Source organism: Paenarthrobacter sp. DKR-5 (genome assembly GCF_018531425.1).
Classification (GTDB): Bacteria; Actinomycetota; Actinomycetes; order Actinomycetales; family Micrococcaceae; genus DKR-5.
The window spans coordinates 14,072-37,076 of sequence record NZ_JAHBOI010000005.1 but is presented as its reverse complement, the minus strand read 5'-3'; the positions used below and the strand labels follow the sequence as shown (position 1 = coordinate 37,076).

General features: G+C 69.3%; 20 protein-coding genes, 1 tRNA gene and 1 pseudogene. 12 read left to right on the top strand and 10 right to left on the bottom strand.

Annotation, left to right across the window (positions count from 1 at the left end; genetic code table 11):
- Nucleotides 1–58 precede the first annotated feature (58 nt).
- A complete protein-coding gene (gene pgm, locus KIH31_RS11670) occupies nt 59–1,699 on the top strand; it encodes a phosphoglucomutase (alpha-D-glucose-1,6-bisphosphate-dependent) (RefSeq protein ID WP_214427315.1) in 1,641 nt (546 codons plus the stop codon).
- Between the two features lie 18 nt (nt 1,700–1,717).
- Here pgm and KIH31_RS11665 read toward each other — a convergent pair whose 3' ends face one another.
- On the bottom strand, nt 1,718–2,329 hold the full coding sequence (locus tag KIH31_RS11665) for a malonic semialdehyde reductase (RefSeq protein ID WP_214427314.1): 612 nt from the start codon (nt 2,327–2,329) through the stop codon (nt 1,718–1,720).
- A gap of 228 nt (nt 2,330–2,557) precedes the next feature.
- Between KIH31_RS11665 and KIH31_RS11660 the strand changes: the two genes are divergently transcribed.
- Together KIH31_RS11660 and KIH31_RS11655 are read left to right on the top strand one after the other, a co-directional pair.
- Entirely contained in the window at nt 2,558–3,862 is a 1,305-nt protein-coding gene (locus KIH31_RS11660) for a uracil-xanthine permease family protein (RefSeq protein ID WP_214427313.1), read from the top strand.
- 16 nt (nt 3,863–3,878) lie between these two features.
- Complete coding sequence (locus tag KIH31_RS11655) at nt 3,879–4,538, top strand: pentapeptide repeat-containing protein (RefSeq protein ID WP_214427312.1); 660 nt, start codon at nt 3,879–3,881, stop codon at nt 4,536–4,538.
- 80 nt (nt 4,539–4,618) lie between these two features.
- Here the strand turns inward: KIH31_RS11655 and KIH31_RS11650 are convergent, their stop codons facing one another.
- A complete protein-coding gene (locus KIH31_RS11650; protein WP_214427311.1) occupies nt 4,619–6,076 on the bottom strand; it encodes a benzaldehyde dehydrogenase in 1,458 nt (485 codons plus the stop codon).
- A gap of 172 nt (nt 6,077–6,248) precedes the next feature.
- Between KIH31_RS11650 and KIH31_RS11645 the strand changes: the two genes are divergently transcribed.
- Together KIH31_RS11645 and KIH31_RS11640 are read left to right on the top strand one after the other, a co-directional pair.
- The gene (locus tag KIH31_RS11645) at nt 6,249–6,593 is read left to right on the top strand and encodes a helix-turn-helix transcriptional regulator (RefSeq protein ID WP_214427310.1); all 345 of its coding nucleotides are present in this window, start codon (nt 6,249–6,251) and stop codon (nt 6,591–6,593) included.
- Nucleotides 6,594–6,607: 14 nt separating this feature from the next.
- A pseudogene (locus KIH31_RS11640) lies at nt 6,608–7,101 on the top strand (SRPBCC family protein).
- Between the two features lie 15 nt (nt 7,102–7,116).
- Here KIH31_RS11640 and KIH31_RS11635 read toward each other — a convergent pair.
- The 3 genes from KIH31_RS11635 to KIH31_RS11625 are packed head-to-tail and all read right to left on the bottom strand — an operon-like array spanning nt 7,117 to nt 9,876.
- On the bottom strand, nt 7,117–8,247 hold the full coding sequence (locus tag KIH31_RS11635; RefSeq protein ID WP_214427309.1) for a glycerate kinase: 1,131 nt from the start codon (nt 8,245–8,247) through the stop codon (nt 7,117–7,119).
- A 57-nt stretch (nt 8,248–8,304) separates the two neighbouring features.
- Nucleotides 8,305–9,063 carry a glycerophosphodiester phosphodiesterase gene (locus tag KIH31_RS11630; RefSeq protein WP_214427308.1) on the bottom strand — a complete coding sequence of 253 codons (759 nt, stop codon included), beginning with the start codon at nt 9,061–9,063 and terminating at the stop codon, nt 8,305–8,307.
- A gap of 6 nt (nt 9,064–9,069) precedes the next feature.
- Nucleotides 9,070–9,876 (bottom strand): HAD family hydrolase, encoded by an 807-nt coding sequence (locus KIH31_RS11625; protein WP_214427307.1) that lies wholly within the window; start codon nt 9,874–9,876, stop codon nt 9,070–9,072.
- A 146-nt stretch (nt 9,877–10,022) separates the two neighbouring features.
- Between KIH31_RS11625 and KIH31_RS11620 the strand changes: the two genes are divergently transcribed.
- Nucleotides 10,023–10,967: a polysaccharide deacetylase family protein gene (locus KIH31_RS11620; protein WP_214427306.1), complete on the top strand. Its 945-nt coding sequence runs from the start codon at nt 10,023–10,025 to the stop codon at nt 10,965–10,967.
- Between the two features lie 98 nt (nt 10,968–11,065).
- Here the strand turns inward: KIH31_RS11620 and KIH31_RS11615 are convergent, their stop codons facing one another.
- Nucleotides 11,066–11,980 (bottom strand): carbohydrate kinase, encoded by a 915-nt coding sequence (locus KIH31_RS11615; RefSeq protein ID WP_214427305.1) that lies wholly within the window; start codon nt 11,978–11,980, stop codon nt 11,066–11,068.
- A gap of 34 nt (nt 11,981–12,014) precedes the next feature.
- A complete protein-coding gene (locus KIH31_RS11610) occupies nt 12,015–12,809 on the bottom strand; it encodes a S9 family peptidase (protein WP_214427304.1) in 795 nt (264 codons plus the stop codon).
- 71 nt (nt 12,810–12,880) lie between these two features.
- Here KIH31_RS11610 and KIH31_RS11605 point away from each other — a divergent pair, with 71 nt between their 5' ends.
- On the top strand, nt 12,881–13,858 hold the full coding sequence (locus KIH31_RS11605; RefSeq protein WP_214427303.1) for a bile acid:sodium symporter family protein: 978 nt from the start codon (nt 12,881–12,883) through the stop codon (nt 13,856–13,858).
- A gap of 112 nt (nt 13,859–13,970) precedes the next feature.
- Nucleotides 13,971–14,375 (top strand): STAS/SEC14 domain-containing protein, encoded by a 405-nt coding sequence (locus tag KIH31_RS11600; RefSeq protein WP_214427302.1) that lies wholly within the window; start codon nt 13,971–13,973, stop codon nt 14,373–14,375.
- Here the strand turns inward: KIH31_RS11600 and KIH31_RS11595 are convergent.
- Both KIH31_RS11595 and KIH31_RS11590 read right to left on the bottom strand, forming a co-directional pair.
- Complete coding sequence (locus tag KIH31_RS11595; protein WP_307857633.1) at nt 14,345–15,151, bottom strand: class I SAM-dependent methyltransferase; 807 nt, start codon at nt 15,149–15,151, stop codon at nt 14,345–14,347. The two genes, KIH31_RS11600 and KIH31_RS11595, sit on opposite strands and share 31 nt — an antisense overlap.
- 50 nt (nt 15,152–15,201) lie before the next feature.
- On the bottom strand, nt 15,202–16,761 hold the full coding sequence (locus KIH31_RS11590; RefSeq protein ID WP_214427301.1) for a bifunctional diguanylate cyclase/phosphodiesterase: 1,560 nt from the start codon (nt 16,759–16,761) through the stop codon (nt 15,202–15,204).
- Between the two features lie 237 nt (nt 16,762–16,998).
- On the opposite strand from KIH31_RS11590, the gene KIH31_RS11585 reads away from it, so the two are divergent.
- Together KIH31_RS11585 and KIH31_RS11580 are read left to right on the top strand one after the other, a co-directional pair.
- A complete protein-coding gene (locus KIH31_RS11585) occupies nt 16,999–18,666 on the top strand; it encodes an ATP-binding protein (RefSeq protein ID WP_214427300.1) in 1,668 nt (555 codons plus the stop codon).
- A gap of 65 nt (nt 18,667–18,731) precedes the next feature.
- On the top strand, nt 18,732–21,350 hold the full coding sequence (locus tag KIH31_RS11580; RefSeq protein ID WP_214427299.1) for a cation-translocating P-type ATPase: 2,619 nt from the start codon (nt 18,732–18,734) through the stop codon (nt 21,348–21,350).
- Between the two features lie 73 nt (nt 21,351–21,423).
- Here the strand turns inward: KIH31_RS11580 and KIH31_RS11575 are convergent.
- Nucleotides 21,424–21,506 (bottom strand) — tRNA-Leu (locus KIH31_RS11575).
- 283 nt (nt 21,507–21,789) lie between these two features.
- Here KIH31_RS11575 and KIH31_RS11570 point away from each other — a divergent pair.
- Together KIH31_RS11570 and KIH31_RS11565 are read left to right on the top strand one after the other, a co-directional pair.
- On the top strand, nt 21,790–22,527 hold the full coding sequence (locus KIH31_RS11570; protein ID WP_214427662.1) for a DUF3662 and FHA domain-containing protein: 738 nt from the start codon (nt 21,790–21,792) through the stop codon (nt 22,525–22,527).
- Nucleotides 22,524–23,003: an FHA domain-containing protein gene (locus KIH31_RS11565; protein WP_214427298.1), complete on the top strand. Its 480-nt coding sequence runs from the start codon at nt 22,524–22,526 to the stop codon at nt 23,001–23,003. Before KIH31_RS11570 ends, KIH31_RS11565 begins: the two co-directional genes overlap by 4 nt.
- Nucleotides 23,004–23,005 lie beyond the last annotated feature (2 nt).

Below are 23,005 nucleotides of genomic sequence, written 5' to 3'. Positions count from 1 at the left end.
GTTGGGGGCCAAGTAGCCGGCACTGCCCAGGACGGACCGAGTCTGCAAGGATGGGGGCATGGCTAGCCGCGCGGGCACAGTTGCCCTTCCCAGTGACCTTGTCGACCTCACCGCCCTGCTTGACGCCTATTACGACGTCGTGCCGGACCTTTCGAATCCGGCGCAGCGCGTCGTGTTCGGAACCTCCGGGCACCGCGGTTCGAGCCTGGACGCCGCCTTCAATGAGGCGCACATCGCCGCGATCACGCAGGCGATCGTCGAGTACCGGGCCGGCCAGGGCATCACGGGCCCGCTGTTCATGGCCAAGGACACCCACGCACTCAGCGAGCCGGCGCAGAACACGGCCCTGGAGGTGCTCGCCGCGAACGGAGTGAACGTACTGGTCGACGCCCGGCACGGTTTCACGCCGACGCCGGCCCTAAGCCATGCGATCCTCACCTACAACTACGGGCCGGTCAAGCACGCGGACCAGGCGGACGGGATCGTGGTCACGCCCTCACACAACCCGCCGCGCGACGGCGGCTTCAAGTACAACCCGCCGCACGGCGGCCCTGCTGACAGCGACGCCACGAACTGGATCGCCAACCGCGCCAATGAACTGCTCGAAGCCGGGCTGAGCGGGGTGCGGCGCGTTCCGTTGGCCAACGCCATGGAAGCCGCGTCCACCGGAACCTACGACTTCCTCAGCTCCTACGTCGACGACCTGCCGCAGGTGCTGGACATCGACGCCATCCGCGGCTCGGGCCTGCGGATCGGCGCGGACCCGCTCGGCGGAGCTTCAGTGGATTACTGGGGCGAGATCGGCGAACGCCACAATCTCAACCTGACGGTGGTGAACCCGACCGTGGACCCGCAGTGGGCCTTCATGACCCTTGACTGGGACGAGAAGATCCGGATGGACTGCTCGTCCCCGTTCGCGATGGCTTCGCTGATCTCCCGCAAGGACGAGTACGACATTGCCACCGGCAACGACGCCGATGCCGACCGGCACGGCATCGTCACCCCCGACGGCGGCCTAATGAACCCGAACCACTATCTGGCTGCCGCCATCCAGTACCTGTACACGCACCGCGAGGAATGGCCGAAGACGGCAGGGGTGGGCAAGACCTTGGTCTCTTCCTCGATCATCGACCGCGTGGCCGCGGACCTGGGCCGGAAACTGGTCGAGGTGCCTGTCGGCTTCAAGTGGTTCGTGCCCGGCCTGCTCTCCGGCGAGGGAGTCTTCGGCGGCGAGGAATCCGCCGGCGCGTCCTTCGTCCGGCGCAACGGCAAGGCCTGGAGCACGGACAAGGACGGCATCCTGCTGAACCTGCTCGCCTCGGAAATCACCGCGGTGACGGGGAAGACGCCGTCGCAGCACTACAAGGTGCTCACCGACAAGTTCGGCTCCCCTGCCTATGCCCGCATCGACGCCGCCGCCACGCGGGAGCAGAAGGCCAAGCTCGGCAAGCTCTCCGCGTCGGACGTTACTGCCACGACACTGGCCGGCGAGCAGATCACCGCCAAGCTCACCGAAGCCCCCGGCAACGGCGCAGCTATCGGCGGCCTGAAGGTCACCACCGAAAACGCTTGGTTCGCGGCCAGGCCTTCCGGCACCGAGGATGTGTACAAGATCTACGCCGAGTCCTTCAAGGGCGAGGAGCACCTCAAGCAGGTGCAGGCCGAGGCGAAGTCACTGGTGGACAGCGTGATCGGCTAGTTCTCCGGCCGACTACGGCTAGAGCGTCGTGACGACGTCCTCGTAGGCGAAGCGCGGCTTGGGCTCGCCCCAGGCGTTCTCCGCCGGCTTGCCGATGTTCACGACGAGGAACGAGTGGGTATTGCCCTCGGGGAAGAAATCGGCGTCAAGGCCCGCGGCGTCGAAGCCGCTCATCGGGCCGGCGGCGAGTCCCACCGAGCGCACGGCGAGGATGAAGTACCCGGCCTGCAGGTTGGCACTGTTGTTGCCGATCTTGTGGCGGCCTTCCTCGTTGCCGTCGAAAGCGGCCTTGAGGTGTGCGGCGGCGGGAAGGAACTCCGGGAACTTCTCGTGCCAGTTCGAGTCGTAGCTGAGCACGGCGACGAGCGGGGCGGAGGCGGTCTTGTCCTGGTTGCCCTTGGCCATGTGCTTGAGCAGGCGCTCCTTGGCTTCGGGCGTGCGGATGTAGGTCACGCGCAGCGGCTGGGCGTTGAACGCCGTCGGGCCGTACTTGGTCAGCTCGTAGATAGTGCGGGCCTGCTCCTCGGTGACCTCCTCCGCCGTGAACGAATTGGCGGTGCGGGCTTCGGTGAACAGTGCGTCGACGGCGGCCTGGTCCAGGACCAGTTCTTCATGGGCCACGGCGGTCATGGCAGCTCCTTCTGGGTTTGAAATTGCCGGTCGCCCGGCGGATTGTCCTGTGCATTCCAACAAGCCGCCGCCGCCCCTCATGCCGCGTCCGAGCCGTGACGTTGCCCACATCGGCCCCTCCCGCGGCGGTGCGGGCCCGCTCCCGATGCGCAGGAAACGCATCCGCAACAGGGCCCCGGTAGGCTGTTCATCGAAAACGCGGCGCACGCCAGGGAAGGCAGAGACGGAATGAGCATGCTGGGCACCAAGTGGACCCTTCACGGGGACGGCAGGACGGTTGTCCCAGGCGAGGTCGTCGCCCCGGACGAGCGGCTGACCTGGCCGCGCACCATCGGCATCGGCATGCAGCACGTGGTGGCCATGTTCGGCGCCACGTTCCTGGTCCCGATCATCACCGGCTTCCCGCCGGCCACCACGCTGTTCTTCTCCGGCATCGGCACGATCCTCTTCCTGGTCATCACCGCCGGCCGCATTCCCAGCTACCTCGGCTCGAGCTTCGCGTTCATCGCCCCGATCGGGGCGTCCATGAACCAGTACGGCCCGGGCGGCGCGCTCGGCGGCGTGATGATGGCCGGCGTCGTGCTGGCCCTGATCGGGGCGGTCGTGCACTTCGCGGGTTCGGCCTGGATCGACAAGGTCATGCCGCCAGTGGTCACGGGCGCCATCGTGGCCCTGATCGGCCTGAACCTGGCACCGGCGGCCAAGGGCAACTTCGACAAGGCACCCGTTACCGCGCTGATCACGCTGGTGGTGATCATCCTGGCCAGCGTGCTGTTCAAGGGCATCATGGGCCGGCTCTCCATCCTGGTCGGCGTCGTCGTCGGTTATCTCGTGGCCATGCTGCGGGGCGAGGTCAGCTACGCGAAGATAGACGCCGCCGCGTGGGTGGGCCTGCCGCACTTCCAGACGCCCGAATTCCATCTCGGGGTCGCCGGGCTGTTCATCCCGGTGGTCCTGGTGCTGGTCGCGGAGAACATCGGGCACGTCAAATCCGTGGCGCTGATGACCGGCCGCAACCTTGACGACGTCTCGGGTCGTGCCCTGATGGCGGACGGGCTTGCCACCACCCTCGCGGGCCTCGGCGGCGGTTCGGGAACCACCACCTACGCGGAGAACATCGGCGTCATGGCCGCCACGAAGGTCTACTCGACTGCCGCCTACTGGGTGGCCGCGATCTTCGCCCTGCTGCTGAGCTTCTCGCCCAAGTTCGGCGAGCTGATCGCCACCGTTCCAGCCGGCGTCCTCGGCGGGGCCGCGACCATGCTCTACGGCATGATCGGCGTCCTGGGTGTGCGCATCTGGGTGCAGAACCGGGTGAACTTCGGCAACCCGGTGAACCTGACCACCGCCGCCGTCGCCCTGATCGTGGGGATCGCCGACTACACCTGGACGATCGGGAACCTCAAGTTCACGGGCATTGCCCTCGGCTCCGCCGCGGCCCTGGTGATCTACCACGGCATGAAGGCCGTCGCCAGGGCGCGGGGCACGGCGGCCGACGCCGAAACCGAGCCGGTGCGGGCGGCCGGGAAATAGGAAGGTCCGCGCTCCGATGCCCAAGTCCGTCACGCATCCGCCCCGGCTGGACCCGCTCCGGCTCCCGACCCTCGACGAGGGAAACGCCGCGCTGCTGACGCCCGGGTCCCGGGTGGAGGGCCTTCGGTTCGCCCGGGCCGACCTGGACGGACGGATGCTGGCCGGGACGACCTTCAGCGAGTGCAGCTTCGAGGATGCCTCCGCGCACGGGACCGATCTCTCCTCGGCGGCGTTCATTGAGACGGCCTTTTCGCGGCTCAACTCACCGGTGCTGTCGGCTCCGCGTTCCCGGTTGCGCGACGTCACCGTCGACGGCTCCCGGATCGGAGCCGCGGAGCTCTACAACGCGGGCTGGCAGTCAGTGCACTTCAGCCACTGCAAGCTCGGCTTCATCAACCTGCGCGGCGCCAAGCTCCGCGACGTCCTGTTCACCGACTGCACCATCGAGGAGCTCGACCTCGGCGGCGCCGATGCACTCCGGGTCGCCTTCGCCGACTGCAGCGCGGACAAGCTGGACCTCACCGGCGCGCGGCTTGCGCAGGTGGACCTGCGCGGGCTGCAGCTGCGCACGATCGCAGGGATCGCGGAACTGCGCGGGGCCACGCTGAACCCCTACCAGGTGACGGAACTGGCGCCGCTGCTGGCAGCGCATCTCGGGATCACCACCGAGGACTAGCGAAGCCCGCAGCGGCAGCGCCGCGGCCGGACCCAGCGTTGCCGCCGCGGCCGACGGCAACGCTGCCGGGCTTCCCGGACTCAGAACGGGTAGTCCGCGATCTCCGGGCGCATCGTGAGCCACTGCAGCTCGGTAAACGCCTCAATGTTCGCCGTCGCCCCGCCTAAGCGCGAGCCGGTGCCGGAGGCCCCGACGCCGCCGAAGGGTGCGTTGGCCTCGTCGGAGACGGTCTGTTCGTTGATGTGCACCTTGCCCGAATTGACCCGGTCCGCAATCTTCATCGCCGTGCCGACGTCGCCGAGGATGCCTACCGACAGCCCGTATTCATTCGCGTTGACCAGGCGGACCACCTCGTCGATGTCGGAAAACTTGGTGACCGGGGCCACCGGGCCGAAGATCTCGTCGGAGAATGCCCGGTTCTCCGGGGTGAGGTCTGCCAGTACCGTCGGCCGGTAGAACAGGCCCTCATGGGTTCCGCCTGCCGCCAGGCGCCCGCCTGCCAGCACGGAATCCTCGACGATCGCGTGGATGCGCTTGAGCTGGCGCTCGTCGATGATCGGCCCGAGCGCGACCTGGCCCGAGGCCGGGTCCCCCACCGGGAGGTGTTCGGCCTTCTCGGTGAGTGCGGCAACGTACTCCTCGTAGAGGGACTCGTGGACAAAGTGGCGGCCGGTGGTCATGCAAATCTGGCCCTGGTGCATGAAGGATCCGAAAGCTCCCGCGGAGGCTGCCTTGGCCAGGTCCGCGCCGGGCAGCACGATCAGCGCGTTGTTGCCGCCGAGTTCGAGGTGCGCCCGCTTGAGGTGCCGCGCGGCGGTTTCGCCCACGGCCCGTCCGGCCGCCGTCGAACCGGTGAAGGATACGACGTGGACTTCCTGAGCCTCGACGACGGCCGTGCCGACATCGGCGCCGCCCGGGAGCAGCGAGAGCACGCCCGAGGGGAGCCCGGCTTCCTCGAAGACGCGCATCAGGGTCACGCCTCCACAGACAGCCGTGCGCGGGTCCGGCTTGAGCAGCACTGAGTTGCCCAGTGCCAGCGCGGGAGCCACGGAGCGGATCGAGAGGATCAGCGGGAAGTTGAACGGGGCGATCACGGACACGACGCCGGCCGGGCGGCGCCGCGCGAAGGACCACCGGTCCTCGTTGGAGGTGAGGACCTCGCCGGCCGGGTGCGAGGGCAGCGCGGCAGCCTCGTAGCATTCGTTGGCCGCAATGTGCGTTTCGAGGGCGGCCTTCGGACCAATGCCGCCGCTTTCGCGGACGATCCAGTCCTGGATCTCCTCGGCGTGCTCTTCCCAGAGCTGGCCTGCGCGGCGCAGCACTGCGGCGCGTTCCTCCGGGCGCTTGGCCGCCCAGGCATGCTGGGCCTCGGCGGCGACGGCGGCGGCACGCTTCACGTCCTCGGCTGTGGCGAGGCCGTACCGGCCCAGCGCCTTGCCGGTCGCCGGCTCCAGCACGTCCTGCGCGGCGCCCGAGCCTTCGGTCCAGCCGTCGATGAAGATCTTCCCGTCCCAGCGGGAGTTGTCGAGAAAGGTCATGGTGCTTCCTTCTGTGTGGACCGACCGGATGGACGGCGTGGAACTAGGTTAGAACGGCCGGGGCCTGCCAGGGCAGGGCGAACTTGGGCGGAGCCGGAGCCTTGCCAAACCGGGCGCGCGGGTGCATGCTTATACAACCAGCTCGTTGATCAAACAGAAGGTTGTTTACCTGATGGACAGTTCCGCGGATGCCGCCCTCGACAAGGCCTTCCTGGCCCTCGCCGACCCGGTGCGCCGCGGCATTGTGGCCCGGCTCAGCCGTGGCCCCGCCACCGTCAACGAACTAGCCGAGCCCTTCGCGATCACCAAGCAGGCGGTCTCGAAGCACATCCAGGTCCTCGAGCAGGCGGGACTCGTTACGCGTTCGCGCGACGCCCAGCGCCGGCCCGTCCACCTGAATCCCGCACGACTCGAGGCGCTCACCGCATGGATCGACCAGTACCGGCTGGTCCGTGAGGCGCAGTTTCGCAACCTCGACGCCGTGCTCCAGGATCAAGCCGCCGCCGGCGGCACATAGCCCAGGGAGCTGTCATGAGCAATGCATTGAAGCTGACCGTCCCCGACGGAGCACCTTCATCGACTTCGAGCGGGAGTTCGACTATCCCGTCGCGGACGTCTTCCGCGCCCACGCGCGGCCCGAATTGATCTCACAGTGGCTCGGGCCGCGCGGGACGAATATCGAGGTGGAGCATTACGATTTCACCTCCGGCGGAAGCTACCGGTACCGGCACACCGGCCCGGACGGACAATCATATGTCTTCCACGGAATATTCCACACCGTCCGGGAGAACGAGTTCGCCCTGCAGACCTTCGAATTCAGCGGCTACCCGGACAGCGTGAGCTTGGAATACATGTGGTTCGAGGACCTCGGCGGCGGCCGCTGCAGGCTGCGCGGGCACGCGGTCTATGCCAGCCAGGAAGCGCGCGACGGAATGGCCGCCTCCGGCATGGAGGGCGGGATGTCCGACGGATACGAAAGGCTGGAGGAGCTGCTGGAGCGCGAAGGCGCCCGCGCAGCCGGTTGACGCGGCGCCGGGCTGCTAGGCCTCGAGCGACCGGAGGGCATTCACCACGGCCTCCTGCAGGTAGCGGCCGGCGTGAGTGAATCCCTCCTCCTCGGAAGGCGCCAGTGCGGCAATGGACCCGGAAGCCACGACGCCATGCTCCGCGAGCTGTGCCGGGTCAAGAGTGAGCCGGCCGGCGACGGCGACCACGGGTATCCCCAGCTGGTTCGCCGCATCGGCAACCCCCATCGGGGCCTTGCCCTGCAGCGACTGGACATCCAGTGATCCCTCCCCCGTGATGACGAGGTCCGCGTCCGCGAGGGCGTCATCCAGATGCACGAGTTCTGCGACCAGGTCGAAACCGCGCTCGATCGTCGCCTCCGTGAATCCAAGGAACCCGGCAGGGAAGCCTCCGGCTGCTCCGGCACCGGCAACATTGACGTCCCGGCCCGTGGCTTCCCGGATAAGCGAGGCCAGGTTGCGCAGACCGGCGTCGAGCAGCTCGACAGCATCCGCGTCGGCACCCTTCTGCGGGCCGAAGATGTGCGCGGCGCCCTCCGGCCCGTACAGCGGGTTGGTGACGTCCACGGCAATGCGGATCCGCGCCGCGGCGAGCCGCGGATCGAGCCCGGAAGCGTCGACGGCGACAGCCTCGGCCAGCGGGCCGCCGCCCAGCGGCACGAGGTTGCCGGCGCGGTCCAGCAGCTTCAGCCCCAGGGCGCGCAGGGCACCGGTGCCCCCGTCGGTCATCGCGGAGCCACCGAGGCCGAGGATGATTTCGGTCGCTCCGGCGTCGAGAGCGGCGGCGATCAGCTGGCCGCAGCCGTACGAGTGGGCTCGCAGCGAGTTGGCCGGGGTGGGGTCCATTTGGGCGAGCCCGCTGGCCTGAGCGGTCTCGATCACCGCGGCGGTGCCGGAATCGGTGCCCGGGTGCAGCGCCCAGCGCGCTCCGACCGGAGCCAGGATGGCGCCCACCACGGCGTTGATTCTCTCCTCGCCGCCGGTGGCGAGGGCAACCTCGTGGGTTCCCTCGCCGCCGTCGGCAACAGGCACGACGACGATCTCAGGGTCCTCATGGACCGCACGGATGCCGGCGGAGATGGCCTCGGCGGCCTGGACAGCGGTGAGGGAACCCTTGAATTTGTCGGGGGCAACGAGGAAGCGCATGCCGCCAGTCTCTCAGGATTCGCCGCCGCCCGGCACCAGCGGCGCAGCAGGCGGACGCTACGCCCAGTGCCCGCGTTCGCGCATGACCTCGCGCAGCAGGTCGGCGCGGTCCGTCATGATCCCGTCCACCCCGAGGTCCAGGAGGCGGTGCATCTCGACAGGCTCGTTGATGGTCCAAACGTGCAGCTGGAGGCCGTACGCGTGGGCGCGGGCCACGGTGCGGGCGGAAACGATGCGCAGGAACCCGCGGCGTTCGGGAACCTGGAGACAGTCCACGTCCCGCAGCAGCCGGCGCAGCAGCGGCCGGAGCCCCAGCGGCCCGAGCAGCACGAAGGCGGCGGTCACTCTGATGCCGGCCGAGCTCGCGGTGGGCCGGCTCAGCCGCTTCAGGACGGCCCGGCGGCGGCGGTCGGAAAACGAGGCGACCAGCACCCGCTCGTGGGCTCCGGCCTGCTCGATCGCCGCTGCCAGCGTCTCGACGGACGCCTCGTCCTTCACATCGAGGTTGAAGCGGGCCTCGGGCAGCGCGGCTAGCAGTTCCGCCAGCGTCGGGATGGCTTCCCTGCCCCCGATGCGTACCCGTGCGACGTCCTCGCCGGTCAGCTCGTTGATCCGGCCGGTTCCGTCAGTGACGCGGTCCAGGCTCTCATCGTGGAAGACGACCGCCACGCCGTCGGCCGTCGTGTGCACGTCGGTCTCCAGGTAGGAGAACCCCAGAGCCTCGGCCGCGTGGAAGGCCGGGAGGCTGTTCTCGAGGCCTTCGGCGGAGAAGCCGCGGTGGGCGAAGGCGAGCGGGCCGGGCTGCAGGTAAGGCATGGGCGCTCAGAGCCCTGCCAGAAGCTGCTCGAGGACCTGGGCGACGCCGTCTTCCTCGAAGGCGGGCGCCTTGCGGTTGGCGGCGGCGAGGGCGGCCGGGTGGCCGCTGGCCATCGCGTAGCCGTGACCGGCCCAGCGGAGCATCTGGATGTCGTTGGGCATGTCCCCGAAGGCCACGACGTCGCTGGCCGCGATGCCGAGGGCAGCCGCGTATTCGCTGAGCGTTGCAGCCTTGTTCACGTGCGGCAGAGCCATCTCCAGCAGCGGAACCGAGGGGGCGGAGTGGGTGACGGAGAGCAAATGGCCGACGGCCGGCCGCACCAGGTCCAGGAACTCGTCAGGGCTGGAGTCCTGGTCCTTGGCGAGGAACTTGACCACCGCCGCGTCCCCCTCCGCCTGCAGGCTCTCAGCCAGCGGCATGGGCACGACGTCGGACAGGAGCGGGGATCCCTGGTCCAGGAAGTCCGGCTCGAGGTGGAAGCGGTCCACCGTTTCAGCAGCAAAGGACGCCCGCGGGGCGACCTCCAGAATGAGGTCCCGGGCCTGCAGGACGACGTCGGCGGGCACAGCGTGCGACTGTTCGACCCTGCGCTCAGCGAGGTTGTAGACCACAGCCCCGTTGGAGCAGATGACGGTGCCGGCGTGACCGAACTGCTCCTCGAGCGGACGCAGCCAGCGCGGCGGCCGGCCCGTGACGAACACGATCTCGATCCGGGCCTCCCGGCAGGCGGCGAAGGCTTCTACCGTCCGGGCACTGATCCTGCCGTCATGGCCCAGAATGGTTCCGTCGATATCGCTGGCAACTAACCGCATGTCACGCTCCTTGTGGTTAAGCCTAGCCGCCGCGCGTCCCTGCAGAGATTCAGGCTGTTCTCAGCCTTCGCCTCTATATTCCCTGTGTGACCCTGACATTGCCCTCCCGCCCGGCCGTGCGCGGCTGACTCCCCGGCGCTGGTTCCGTGTCGAAGTTTGACTCCTCCTTCCCTGCCCGGCGCGCGGTGCTGCTCGCCGGGCTGACCGCAGCCCTCTCCGCCTGCGCCCCGCCCGCGGCTCCCGGCACGGCCGCACCGGCAACCGGCGCCCCTGCCCGGCCGCACGGCCGACGGTCAACGGGCGGATCCGCCCGGTCCGCCCCCGGCACGGTCGCCCTGTCCACCGAACGTGCCGGCATCGTCCGCGCCTTCGGCGGCCGCCTTCCGCACTACTGGGGGCTGGCAGCGCCCGGCGTGCAGCTGCGCACCGCCTCCCGCACGGGCGTCGCGCTGACCTTCGACTGCTGCGGCGGTCCTGGCGGGAGCGGGGTGGATAAAGACCTGATGGACTTCCTGGAGCGCAATGAGGTCGCTGCGACATTCTTCCTCAACTACCGGTGGGTGCATGAGAACCGGCGCGTGGCCCGGCGCCTGATCGACAACCCCCTGTTCGAGATCGGCAACCACGGGTCGGCGCACCGGCCGATGTCGGTGAGCGGCAGGAGTGCCTACGGGATTGCCGGGACCAGGGACGCCGGCTCCTGCTTCGACGAGGTGGGCGTCAACCAGGATTTCCTCGCCGGCCTGATGCCCCGGCCGCCGCGGTTCTTCCGGCCCGGGACCGCCTACTTCGACGACGTCGCCGTCGAGATCACCAAAGCCATGGGCGTGGTGCCGGTCGCCTTCAGCCTCAACGGCGACGGCGGGGCGACCTTCCCTGCCCGCACGGTTGCCGCTGAGGTGTCCAAGGCGGCCGCGGGGGACATCGTGATCGCCCACGCCAATCATCCGTTCGGTGGCACCGCGGAGGGAATCAGCGCGGCCGTCCCGGTGCTGCGCCGGCGCGGGTTGAGCTTCCTTCGCCTGTCCGACGTCGCCGGCCCGGATGCTCCGCCCCCGCAGCCACCCGCTCCCCCCGCGGCCAGGACCTAGCCGCGGCGCACCGACCCGGAAAACTCCCGCGAACGGCCATTCGTGGCGGCCTCTTCGCGCGGAAGGCCGCCACAGCTGGCCGTTCGCGCGGCACGCTACTAGGCGAACTCAGCCCTCGTGGGCGGATTCGCACCGGCACGCGAGACGGTGACCGCAGCAGCGGCGGCTGCGTAGCGGAGCATGTCCGCGAGCTGCTCGACGCGGATCGCGCGCAGCTCCGGCCGGCGCTGGGCACCGTCAAGCTCGCGGTCCACCACGCCCGAGATCAGGGCGGCCATGAAGGAGTCACCGGCTCCGACGGTGTCCGCCACACGCACGGACACAGCAGGCACCTGGATGTCCCCGTCGGCACAGACGCCCCAGGGACCGTCCGCGCCGTGGGTCACGACGACGACGGCGGGACCGAGCTGCAGCCAGCGCCGCGCCGATTCGCGCGGGTCGGTGTGCGGATAGAGCCACTGCAGGTCCTCGTCGCTGGCCTTGACGACGTCGGCAAGCCGGACGAACTTCTCCGCCTGGCTGCGCGCATAGGCCACGTCGTTGACGAGCGTGGGGCGGCAGTTCGGGTCGTAGCTGATGGTGGCCTGCGGGTGTGCCTTCTCCACCGCGTGCAGGACGGCGTCGGCGCCGGGCTGGAGCATCGCCGCGATTGACCCCGTGTGCACCAGGCTGGTTCCGTCCAGAAGCTTCGGCAGCGCGGCATCAAGGCCGGGGAGCTCCCAGTGCAGGTCGAACAGGTAGCTGGCCCCGCCGTCCTCGTCGAGCCGTGCGGTGGCGACGCTGGTCGGGATGCCGTCCGGCGGGAGCGGCACGAGCACGGAGTTGCCGGCCAGATGCTTGGCCAGCATGCGGCCGTATTCGTCGCTGCCGAAGCGTCCCACGAACTGCGCCGCGTGGCCGAGACGGGCCAACCCGATCGCGACGTTGAGCGGGCTCCCGCCCACGTGCGCAGAGGAATCGCCGGTGCCGCGACGCACCACATCAACAAGACCCTCGCCAATGACAGTCAACATGCACTCACGGTACATCAGGGCCATTCCCGGTACATCAGGGCCTGAGCAGCACGTCCAGCAATTCCCGGCAGCGGCGGTATGCCTCCGCCCGCGGATCAATGAGGTCGAAATGGTGGCCGGGGACCAGCACCAGTTCGGCTACCGCTCCGGCCGCGGCCGCAGCCCGCGCGTAAGCGGCGCTGAACTCCAGCGGCACGGTGTCGTCCTCCATGCCGTGGACGGCATATACCGGTATGTCGAGCGGCAGGTGCTGCATGGGGTCCGCCGCAGCATAGGCCTCGGGCGCCGCTGCGGCGCTGCCGCCCATGAAAGCCGAAGCGGCGTCCTCGCTCAGGTGCAGTGCGTCGGCTGCCCGCAGGTCCAGCACCCCGGACTGAGCGACCACTCCGGTGAGCTGCACCGCCGGGTGCGCGCCGGGGGTGTTTTCATGGAACCGGCTGCGGCCTGCCGCCCACACCGCCAGGTGCCCGCCGGCCGAGTGGCCCAGGGCAGCGACGCGGTCCAGACCGAAACCGTGCCTGCGGCTGAGCGGCAGCAGCGCGTCTATTCCCGCGGCGATGTCCTCGAAGGTGCGCGGCCAGCCACCCCCGTTACCGGCACGACGGTACTCCAGGTTCCAGGCTGCGTAGCCGTGACTGGCAAGGTCGGCGGCCAGCGGCCGGCCCAGTTCGGCGCCGTACCGTGCCCGCCAGTAGCCGCCATGGACCACGACGACGACGCCGGCGGCCTCTTCCGCCGGCAGGAAAAGTTCCCCGAACTGGCTCGGATCCGGGCCGTAGCTGTGCCGTAGCGGTTCCTGCCCCGGTTCCCCGCTCCCCCGTGCGCTCATGACAGACAGCGTAGCGTTCCCGCCTGCCGGACGGATTTTGGCCGGAAACATTCCGCTGGGAAGATATTTCAATGCTTGAGGCAACTAAAACATCAGCGGCGGCAGGGCCGCCTCCCACCTCCGAAGAGCGGACCGCGCGCATCGCGGTCACTGTCTTCCCCCTCCTGGTCGTCATAGCGGGCGTCGCCGGGTTCCTCCTGCCCGCCGCTTTCAAGCCGCTGGCCCCCTCCGTGCCGTGGCTGCTGGGCATCATCATGTTCTGCATGGGCCTGACGCTCACCCCTCCCGACTTCTCTTCCGTGGCGCGCCGGCCCTGGGCTGTTGCGCTGGGCATCATCGCGCACTACGTGATCATGCCCGGTGCCGGCTGGCTGATCGCCACGGCGCTGCAGCTGCCGCCCGAACTTGCCGCGGGTGTCATCCTCGTGGGCTGCGCCCCCAGCGGCACGGCGTCGAATGTGATGGCCTTCCTGGCCAAGGGCGACGTGGCGCTCTCGGTGGCCGTCGCCACGGTTTCCACCCTGATCGCTCCGCTGGTCACTCCCGCGCTCACGCTGCTGCTGGCCGGAGCATTCCTGAATGTCGACGCCGGCGGGATGGTCCTGGACATCGTCAAAACCGTGCTGGTTCCCGTGATCCTGGGACTGCTGGTCCGCCTGTTCCTCAAGCGTGCCGTGCGTTTCGTGCTGCCCGTGCTGCCCTGGGTCTCCGCCGCCGTCATCGCACTGATCGTTGCCGTTGTCGTCGCCGGCAGCGCCGGCAAGATCCTCGCCGCCGGCGGGATCGTGTTCCTGGCCGTGGTGCTGCACAACGGCTTCGGTCTCGGCCTCGGGTATCTGGCCGGCAAGCTCGGCCGCCTTGACTCGAAGGCCCGCCGGGCGCTGGCCTTCGAGGTGGGCATGCAGAATTCCGGCCTCGCCGCGACCCTGGCGACGGCGCACTTCACGCCGCTGGCCGCGTTGCCCTCTGCGGTCTTCTCCCTCTGGCACAACGTCTCCGGCGCGGTGGTCGCCGCCTGGATGGCCCGCCGTCCGCTGTCAGCCGAGTAGCCGCACGGCTGCCGGCCGGCTATCCGGCGTCGGCCGGCGGCTGCTGCTCCGGCCTCCTCAGGCGGCTTTTCGCTATGGTTGAGCCAACACGATGCGGGAGGTCGGGACCACTATGACGGCACGCACCGTCCCGGGAGGCAAGGGGACGCTGGAGCTCGCGGACGCGGGCATCCTGCACCTGCGCTGGGAACGCGGGGTCCAGATCGAGGCCGGCGATGCGCAGGGCGCGATGAACCTGGTCAACGAACTCAGCGGGGCGGCGAGCCATCCGATGCTCGTGGACATGGCGACGACGGCGTCCGTCAGCCGCGGCGCCCGGGCTGTCTTCGCCAAACCGTGCGCCGCGTCCCGCATTGCGCTGCTTGGTTCGTCCCCGGTGGACCGGGTGATTGCCAATTTTTTCCTGGGCGTGCACACCCCGCCGTGCCCCACCCGTTTCTTCACTTCCCGGGAGGAAGCCCTGGCCTGGCTCGGGTCCGGGCCGGGTCAGGATCTGGGCTCGAGCACGGCGAAGTAACCGGGAATCCGCTCCGTCGCGGCTTGGGGGGCGGCGACGCCGGTCCGTCTCATCGGCACGGCCTCGATCGTCGTCGCACCGTCTGCCACCACTGTCCAGGAGGCGCCAGGAAAGGCGGAGGAGCACTCCCGGCGGCCGAACCGTCCCGGCATCGGCAGCCCGCGGATGGCCTTCTCCAGCGGTGCAGGCAGCCAGGTAAGCGTGGCGCCAAGGTGCAGGACGTAGCCCAAAGGGCCGTCCTTGAAGTCGGTTTCAGCGAGGAACACGCGCCCCCCGCCCGCGGTGAGGCTCAGGAGGTTCCGCGCCAGCCGCCGGCGGGCCCGCGCATCCAGCACGTGCAGCACTCCGCGGACGAAAACATTTGCCGGGCCCAGCTCCGCAGCGAGAGGGTCAAAGGCCCCTGGCGCAGTGGCATCGAGGACGCGGAAATCCGTCCCGGCCGCCCCGCCGGATTCGCTCCGGGCCCTCTCGACGGCGTGCGGCGAGAAGTCGACCCCCACCACCGGGCCGAACACCCGGGCCAGGGCACGCGACTGGGTTCCGTTGCCGCACCCGACGTCGACGACCGGCAGCGCCGGATTCCAGTGCTCGCGGAGCAGGCCCAGGTGGGACTCCGCTTCTTCGTCCCCCTGCGCGTCCCACAGCACGTCGCCGGAGCGGCCGGTGCGCTGCACCCGCCCCCAGTACCCGTCCCAGGCCTTCTGCCGGTCGCGCGGAACGCCCGCCGAGAGCCAGATCAACTTCGGCACCAGGAGGATCTCTTTGGGGGAGCGCACCCCCTCAATATAAGGTTCCGCGAAGCAACGTCCCGCGAAGCCATACGAAATCAGTACAAGGTACCGCGGGCCAGCAGGCCGTGGAGTTCGCCGGCGGGGAGCGCCGCGCTGAAGTAAAAACCCTGCGCCTGGCGGCACCCCAGGCCCAGGAGCAGATCCGCCTGGGCGCCCGTCTCGACGCCTTCGATCACTGCTTCAAGGCCCGCGGAGGACACCAGTTGCAGGATGGCGGCAACGAAATCGAGCTGCGACGGATCGCCGGCGACCTCGGCGATCAGCGACTTGTCCAGCTTCACGTTCCTCACCGGCAACTCCCGCAGGTAGCTGATCGAGGAGTAGCCGGTGCCGAAGTCGTCGATGTCGATGCCGATGCCGTGGCGCGAAAGAGTCTGCAGATTCTCCCCCGCAACAGAATCCCCGGTCATCAGCACTGTCTCGGTCACCTCCAGCACCAGCCTTTCCGGCGCAAGCCCGTGCCCGGCCAGCGCCGCGCTCAGGCTCCCGGGCAGGTCCGGCTGCCGCAGCTCGAGCGCCGAAAGATTCACCCGGAGTTGAAAATCGTCCGGCAGGCCCTGCTCCGTCCAGCGCGCCAGCTGTGCCAGCGACTCCCGCAGCACCCAGGCGCCCAGTTCCACGATGAGGCCGGTTTCTTCGGCCAGCGGAATGAACTTCGCGGCCGGAATGACGCCGCGGTCGGGGTGCGGCCACCGCACCAGGGCTTCCGCCGAGATAATCCGGCCGGACCCCAACTCCACCACCGGCTGATAGCGCAGCTCAAGTCCCTGGCCGCCGATGGCTCGCCGCAGGTCTTCCGCCAGCTGGGCCCTCTCCCGGGCGGCGCTGAGCATCCGCATTTCGAAGACGCGCACGTTGCCCTTGCTGCGGTTCTTGGCGGCGTACATGGCGGTGTCCGCGTCACGCAGCAGCACTTCGGGGGTCGGCGGTTCACCGCCGGGCGTGGCCCCGCCGCCGAGCCGGACGCCGATGCTGGCTTCCACCTGCATGCTGGCGTCTCCCAGCCGGATCGGGGGCTCGAGCGCTGCCAGGATGCGGTGGGCGACGACGACGGCGTGGTCGGGCACGGCGTCGCAGACCAGCACGGCGAATTCGTCGCCGCCCAGGCGGGCCACCGTGTCCCCGGCACGCACGGCCGCCTGCAGCCGGGCACCGACCTCGCGCAGGACGTCGTCACCGGCTGAATGGCCGCGCACGTCGTTGATCGTCTTGAACGCGTCCAGATCCAGCAGGATCAGCGACGGCGGGTCCCCGCCCTCGGCGGCGCGGGCGGTGGCCTCCTCGATCATGTTGCTGAGCTGGGTGCGGTTGGCCAGCCCCGTCAGCCCGTCCGTCAGCGCCATCCGCCGCAGCTCCTCCTGGGCGCGGGTCAGCTCGGCCGTGCGCTGCTCGACCCGCTGCTCCAGCCCCTGGTACACGTCATGGAGTTCCTCGGCGAGCAGGTTCACTCCCGTGATGACCGCGTCGATGGCGTCGCGGGCAGGGGAGGAACCGACCCGGACCGTGAGGTCACCCGCGGACAACCGCACGACGGCATCCACCAGCTCGTCGAGCCGCGGGTCGCTGATCTGCGCCCCGTCCTCCGGCCCGCTCATCCGCCGGTGCCCGCCCGTCCGGGCGTTGCCGGGCAGGTCCGACGGCTGGGCTGGGCGCTAAGCATGCTCCAACGATAGCGCCGGGCACCGCGACGGCGGCGGGTAGCGGGCTCTTCCGCAGCGGCGCCCGCTGCGGGGCGGCCACCGGCGGTGCGGTTTCGCTGCTAACGTCGGGTCTGACAAGGCAAATTCGGGTCCGTTTCGTGGAAGGTCCGGAGACAGAAAGGCACGGTCAAAGTGCAGCTGCCGGCAGATTCACGCCCCGCGCGGCCGGCCCTCGTGGTGGTCAGCGACGCCGGGACGCGCGCCAGCGCCCTGGAGGCCCTGTCCAGCCTGGGCCTGGACGCTGCGGCCGCGGACACGGAAGCGGTGCTCGGCCGCCCGGCCGATCTTCTCCTGGTCGACGCGGGATTCGACGGCGGCCGGGGCGTGGAGCTGGTCCGGATCCTCCGCCGGCAAAAGAGCGCGGCCACCGTGGTACTGCTCGGAGACGACGCGGAACTGCCGGAAGCGTCCGAGTGCCTGGAGCTCGGCATCGCCGACTATGTCTACAAGCCGGTGCGGGCCCAGGAACTGGCGCACCGGGTGGAGCATGCGCTCGAAGCCGTGCAGCGGCAGCGGGAGCACCGTGAAACCATGGAGGCCTTGCGCGAGCAGACCCGCGCTGTCTCCGCCTCCATCCGCAGCACCAACGACCCGCAGGCCATGGCATCGTCCGTGACGCGCGGGCTGGGACAGGCATTCGAAGCGGACCTTGTGGTCCTGTGGGTGTTCGAGGACCACCGCGTCAGCGTGCTGACCCAGCAGTGGCGGCGCCCCGGAGCTCATGCAGGAGTCCCGGTCGAGGGCCTTGAACGGCTCACGGACAGCGCGCGTGACATCGCCGAAGGGCTCTGGGAAGGCTCGTCCGTGTTGTCCGCCCACGGGAACGGCCTGGCCGAGGCCCTCCGTCCGTGGCCTGCGTTCGGCACCCTGGCCGAGGAAGCCGGTGCCACCGCCGTCGCGGGCGTGCCGGTCGGCGAGGGAGAATCCGTGTTCGGGCTCGTGTGGTTCGTCAGCACGGGCAGCCCGCGGGCCTGGAGCGGCACCGAACTGTCCCTGATCCAGCACGTGGCAAACAACCTCGCTTACGGGCTGATCCAGGGCAACCTGATCACCGTTCAGCAGCAGGTGCTCAAGCGGCTGCAGCAGCTCGACAAGGCCAAGAGCGACTTCGTCGCCACCGTGAACCACGAGCTGCGCACCCCGCTGACCTCGATCACCGGCTATCTCGACATGGTGCTCAGCGGCGAGGGCGGCGACATCCCTCCCGTCGCGGCGCGGATGCTTGAAATCGTGGGCCGGAACTCCGCCCGCCTGCAGGGCCTGATCGAGGACGTGCTGACGCTGTCCCGGATGGATTCCCAGCAGCAGCTGCCCCGGATGGAGGCGGTCGACGTCGGCACCGTCCTGAAGACCGTGGTGACCTCGCTGTCCCCGATCGCTGCCGCCGCCGACGTCGAGCTCACCCTCGACACGTCCGGCGCAGGCCCGCTGACGGTGGAAGGCAACGAGGCACAGCTGGAGCAGGTGTTCACCAACATCGCCTCCAACGCCATCAAATTCACCCCGGCCGGCGGCACGGTGCACGTGGCGACGTCCAAGGAAAAGTCCGAAACAGGCCGTCCGCACGCCACGGTGCGGGTACTGGACACCGGTATCGGCGTCCCAGCCGAGGACGTGCCGCGCCTGTTCACCCGCTTCTTCCGGGCTTCCAATGCGACGGCGGCCGCCATCCCGGGAACAGGACTGGGCCTGGCCATCGTCCATGAGGTCGTCCAGCAGCACGGCGGGGAACTGGCGGTGAGTTCCATCGAGGGGCAAGGCACCACGATGACGGTCCGGCTGCCCGAGTTCGCCGGGTAGACCGCACCACAGGCGAGGGACCTCCGGCCCTAGGCCGTCCCGCCGGTCGCGCACAGGCTGAACGCATGGCGGAGCGGACGGGACCGACGGCGGAACGCGGAGGCGGAGCCGGTCCCTCGGGACCGGTCCGGTCAGCCCTCTCCGACGACGATCTTTCCGCCGAGGGGCTGTCCGGCGCTGAGGCGGCCCGGCTCCTTGCCGCGGACGGACCGAACGAACTTCCTGCGGGCCGCCGGCGCAACCTGCTGCGGCAGGGGTGGGACGTGGTGCGCCAGCCGATGCTGCTTCTGCTCCTGGGCGCCGGAACCATCAACTTCCTGCTTGCCGAACCGTTTGACGGCGTGCTGTTGCTGTCCTTCGTGGCGGTCGTCATCGCCATCACGGTTTATCAGGAGCACAAGACCGAGAACGCGCTGGCCGCGCTGCGGGACCTCTCTTCTCCCCGGGCCCTCGTCATCCGTGACGGCCGGCAGCTGCGGATCGCCGGCCGCGACGTCGTCCGGGGCGACGTCGTCGTGCTTGCCGAGGGGGACCGCGTGCCGGCGGATGCGGTGCTGCTGCGCTGCCGCAGCTTCTCCGTCGACGAATCGGCCCTCACCGGCGAAGCGGTGCCGGTCCGCAAAGTCCCCTTCCCGGGTCCCGGTTTCCGGTCCGCGGCAGCGCAGGCACCCGGCGGGGACGCGACCCCGTGGATCTTTTCCGGCACCCTCGTGGTGAAAGGGCAGGGCGCGGCCCTGGTGAAAGAGACCGGCCCCGGCACGGCCCTGGGCCGGATCGGCACGGCGCTTCGCTCAATCGACGCGGAGCGCACTCCTCTCCAGCGCGAAATCGACCGGCTGGTGCGGTTCATCGCGGTTTTCGGCGTCGCCGCGGCCGCCGTCGTGGTTGTCGTCCACGCCCTGATCCGCGGCAACCTGCTGCAGGGCCTGCTGGCCGGCATCGCGACCGCCATGGCGATGCTGCCCGAAGAGTTTCCGGTGGTGCTGACGGTGTTCCTCGCACTGGGAGCGTGGCGGATGTCGCGCCGGCACGTGCTGACGCGGCGGGCCCCGGTGATCGAGGCGCTCGGCTCGGTCACGGTCGTTTGTGTCGACAAAACCGGCACGCTGACGCAGAACAGAATGACGGTGCGCGAGTTCACCGTCGGAACCGACACCTGCGCCCTCGACGGCAGCCGCCTTCCCGAAGCCTTCCATCAGGCCGCCGAGTTCGCGGTCCTCGCCTCCCCGCCCACGCCGTTCGACCCCATGGACAAGGCGTTCCGGGCGGCCGGCGACACCTATCTGGCCGATACCGGCCATCTGCACGCAGACTGGGAGCTGGTGCGCGAGTATCCGCTGTCGGAGTCCTTGCTCGCCCTCTCGCACGTCTGGCGCTCCCCCGACGGGGAACGGTACGTCATTGCGGCGAAGGGCGCGCCCGAGGCCATTGCGGACCTGTGCCACTTCGGCCCGGAACAGCGGGCCACGCTCATCCGCCAGGTCGAGACGGCGACGGCTGGAGGCCAGCGGGTTCTCGGAATTGCCGGTGCGTCCTTCAACACACTGGACCGTCTCCCGGAGGAGCAGCACGACTTCGACTTCGAATACCTGGGCCTTGCCGGCCTCACCGATCCGCTTCGGCCCGGGGTTGCCGAGGCGGTGGGCGCCTGCGCCCGCGCCGGTGTGCGCACCGTCATGGTCACCGGCGACTACCCGGGCACTGCCTTGGCGATCGCCCGGGAAGCCGGCCTGGATGCTGCAGCGGGAGTGATCACCGGCCCCGAACTGGCCGCCATGACCGACGCCGAACTGGCCCGCCGGATCCGTACGGTGAGCGTCTTCGCCCGCATGGTGCCCGAACAGAAACTCCAGCTCATCCGCGCCCTCCGGCTCAACGGTGAAATCGTCGGCATGACCGGCGACGGCGTCAACGATGCTCCCGCACTGCGCGCGGCGGACATCGGCATCGCAATGGGCGGCCGCGGGACCGACGTCGCCCGTGAGGCTGCCGGTCTCGTCATCACGGACGACGACTTCACGTCGATCGCGGACGGCATCCGCCAAGGACGCGGCATTTTCGACAACCTGCGCAAAGCAATGGCTTACGTCATAGCTGTCCACGTTCCCATCGTCGGAATGGCGCTGCTGCCGGTGTTCGTTGCCGCGTGGCCTCTCGTGCTGCTTCCGGTGCAGATCGCTTTCCTCGAGCTCATCATCGACCCGGCCTGCTCCGTCGTGTTCGAAGCAGAGCAGACCGACCCCCGGATCATGGAACAGCCACCGCGGCGGGTAGGTGCACCCCTGTTCGACCGGGCCGCACTCGCCGTGGCCGTCGGCCAGGGGTGCTCAGTGCTCGCCGCGGTGACAGTGGTCTACCTCTGGAGCATCGGAGCGGGAACGGACCCGCTGGTCGTCCGGTCCCTCGCCTTCGCCACGCTCGTCGTCGGCAACTTTGCCCTCATCCTGGTGAACCGCTCCTGGCGCCTGCCGGTATGGCGGACGCTGCGTGAACGCAGGAACCCCGCGCTCGGCTGGGTGCTGGCCGGAGGAGCCGTCCTGCTCGCGCTCCTGCTGGGAACGCCGTGGCTGCGCGAGGCTTTCAACCTCGGCAGCCTGACGGCGGCCCAGTGGCTGCTGACCTTGGGCGCGGGGTGTGCCGGCGTTCTCTGGTTCGAGGTCTATAAGGTCCTCCGCCGCCCTTGACGGAAGACGTGGCGTGCCCTGGAACAGAAAAGAGGACCCCCGGCCAAAGCCGGGGGTCCTCTTCGTTGATTCGTGCGCGAGGGGGGATTTGAACCCCCACGCCCTTTCGGACACTGGCACCTGAAGCCAGCGCGTCTGCCGTTCCGCCACTCGCGCGAATCGCATTCCCTGCCCAAGAGCCGGTTTCCCGGATCCCGCCTGCAAAGAACAGCGAGATCAAGCATAACGGACGGCAGGCGAGAATCCCAAAACGCCCCCGACAGGGCCGCGGCGGCCACCGCGCACCGATGCGCCTTTAAGGTCTTTCCCATGTGCTCCCATTACTATCGAGGGAGCGTTGCTTTTGATGGGACGGTCTGCCGGGGCATCACCGGTGCTGTTTGTCCCGCCCGGGAGGCGGCGCGAATCAGGCCCGGAAAGCAAGAGTAGGGAGGTGACCGTGGGACTGCTGGACAATGTTGAACGAGGCATCGAGAAAGTCGTCCGAGGCGCATTCTCCCGAGGGTCGCACGCCCAGGTCCAGCCCGTGGAGATCGCCAGCCGGCTCCGACGGGAACTGGATCATAAGGCGATCACCATTTCGGAGGGACGCACCCTCGCACCCAATGTCTTTGACACGCATCTGAGTCCCGACGACTTCGAGCGTGCCCAGGAGTGGGGCACGCCGCTGGCGGAAGAGCTGTGCGACGTCGTGATCAATCACGCCCGCAGCCAGGGATACGTGCTCCAGGGACCTGTCCGGGTGTCCTTCTCCGAAGACGAGAATCTCAAGGCCGGAGACTTCGACATCACTTCGCGCACCGACAAGAGCGGCGGTCTCACATCCGCCCGCGCGCCTGAACGGCCCGCCGCACCGAGCCGCCAGCCGGCCCATCTGCAGCCGGTGCTGGACATCGACGGCCGGCGCTACTCGCTCAATGCCCCGTCGATCGTCCTCGGCCGCTCCTCGGAGGCGGACATCCTGATCGACGACACGGGGGTTTCCCGGCGCCATCTCGAAATCCGCACCGAGCACGGCAGCTCCTATGCAGTGGACCTCGGCTCCACGAACGGCACCTACGTCAACGGGCAGCGGGTCAACGGCAGCGTCGGGCTGACGGGCGGCTCCTCCATCTCGATGGGACGCACCAAGATCATCTTCCGACTAGTAGCGCCGAGGAACGGAGGCGGCCAGTGAGCGAACTCACCGTCACCCTCCTGCGCTTCGGATTCCTCCTCCTGCTGTGGGTGCTGATCTTCAGCATCGTGAGCGCCATGCGCCGCGACCTCGTGATCGGAACCAAGGCCCGCACGGGCACGCCGTCTGCCCGCCAGGCGCGCAAGCACCCCGAGCTGGTGGACAGTCCTCCTCCGGCGCGGCAGCAGGCCCACCGCCTGGTGGTCACCGAAGGCCCGCTGGCAGGCACCACCATGGACCTGGGCAGCAGCCCCATCCTGCTCGGCCGCGCCCAGGAAGCCACCCTGGTCCTGGAAGACGATTACGCCTCCGGGCGCCATGCCCGCCTTTTCCCGCAAGGCAGCCGCTGGTTCATCGAGGACCTCGGCTCCACCAACGGCACGTACCTCGCTGACCAGCAGCTCACCCGCGCCCTGCCGGTAGAGCTTGGCGCTCCCATCCGGATCGGCAAGACGGTCATCGAATTGAGGCCGTAGCC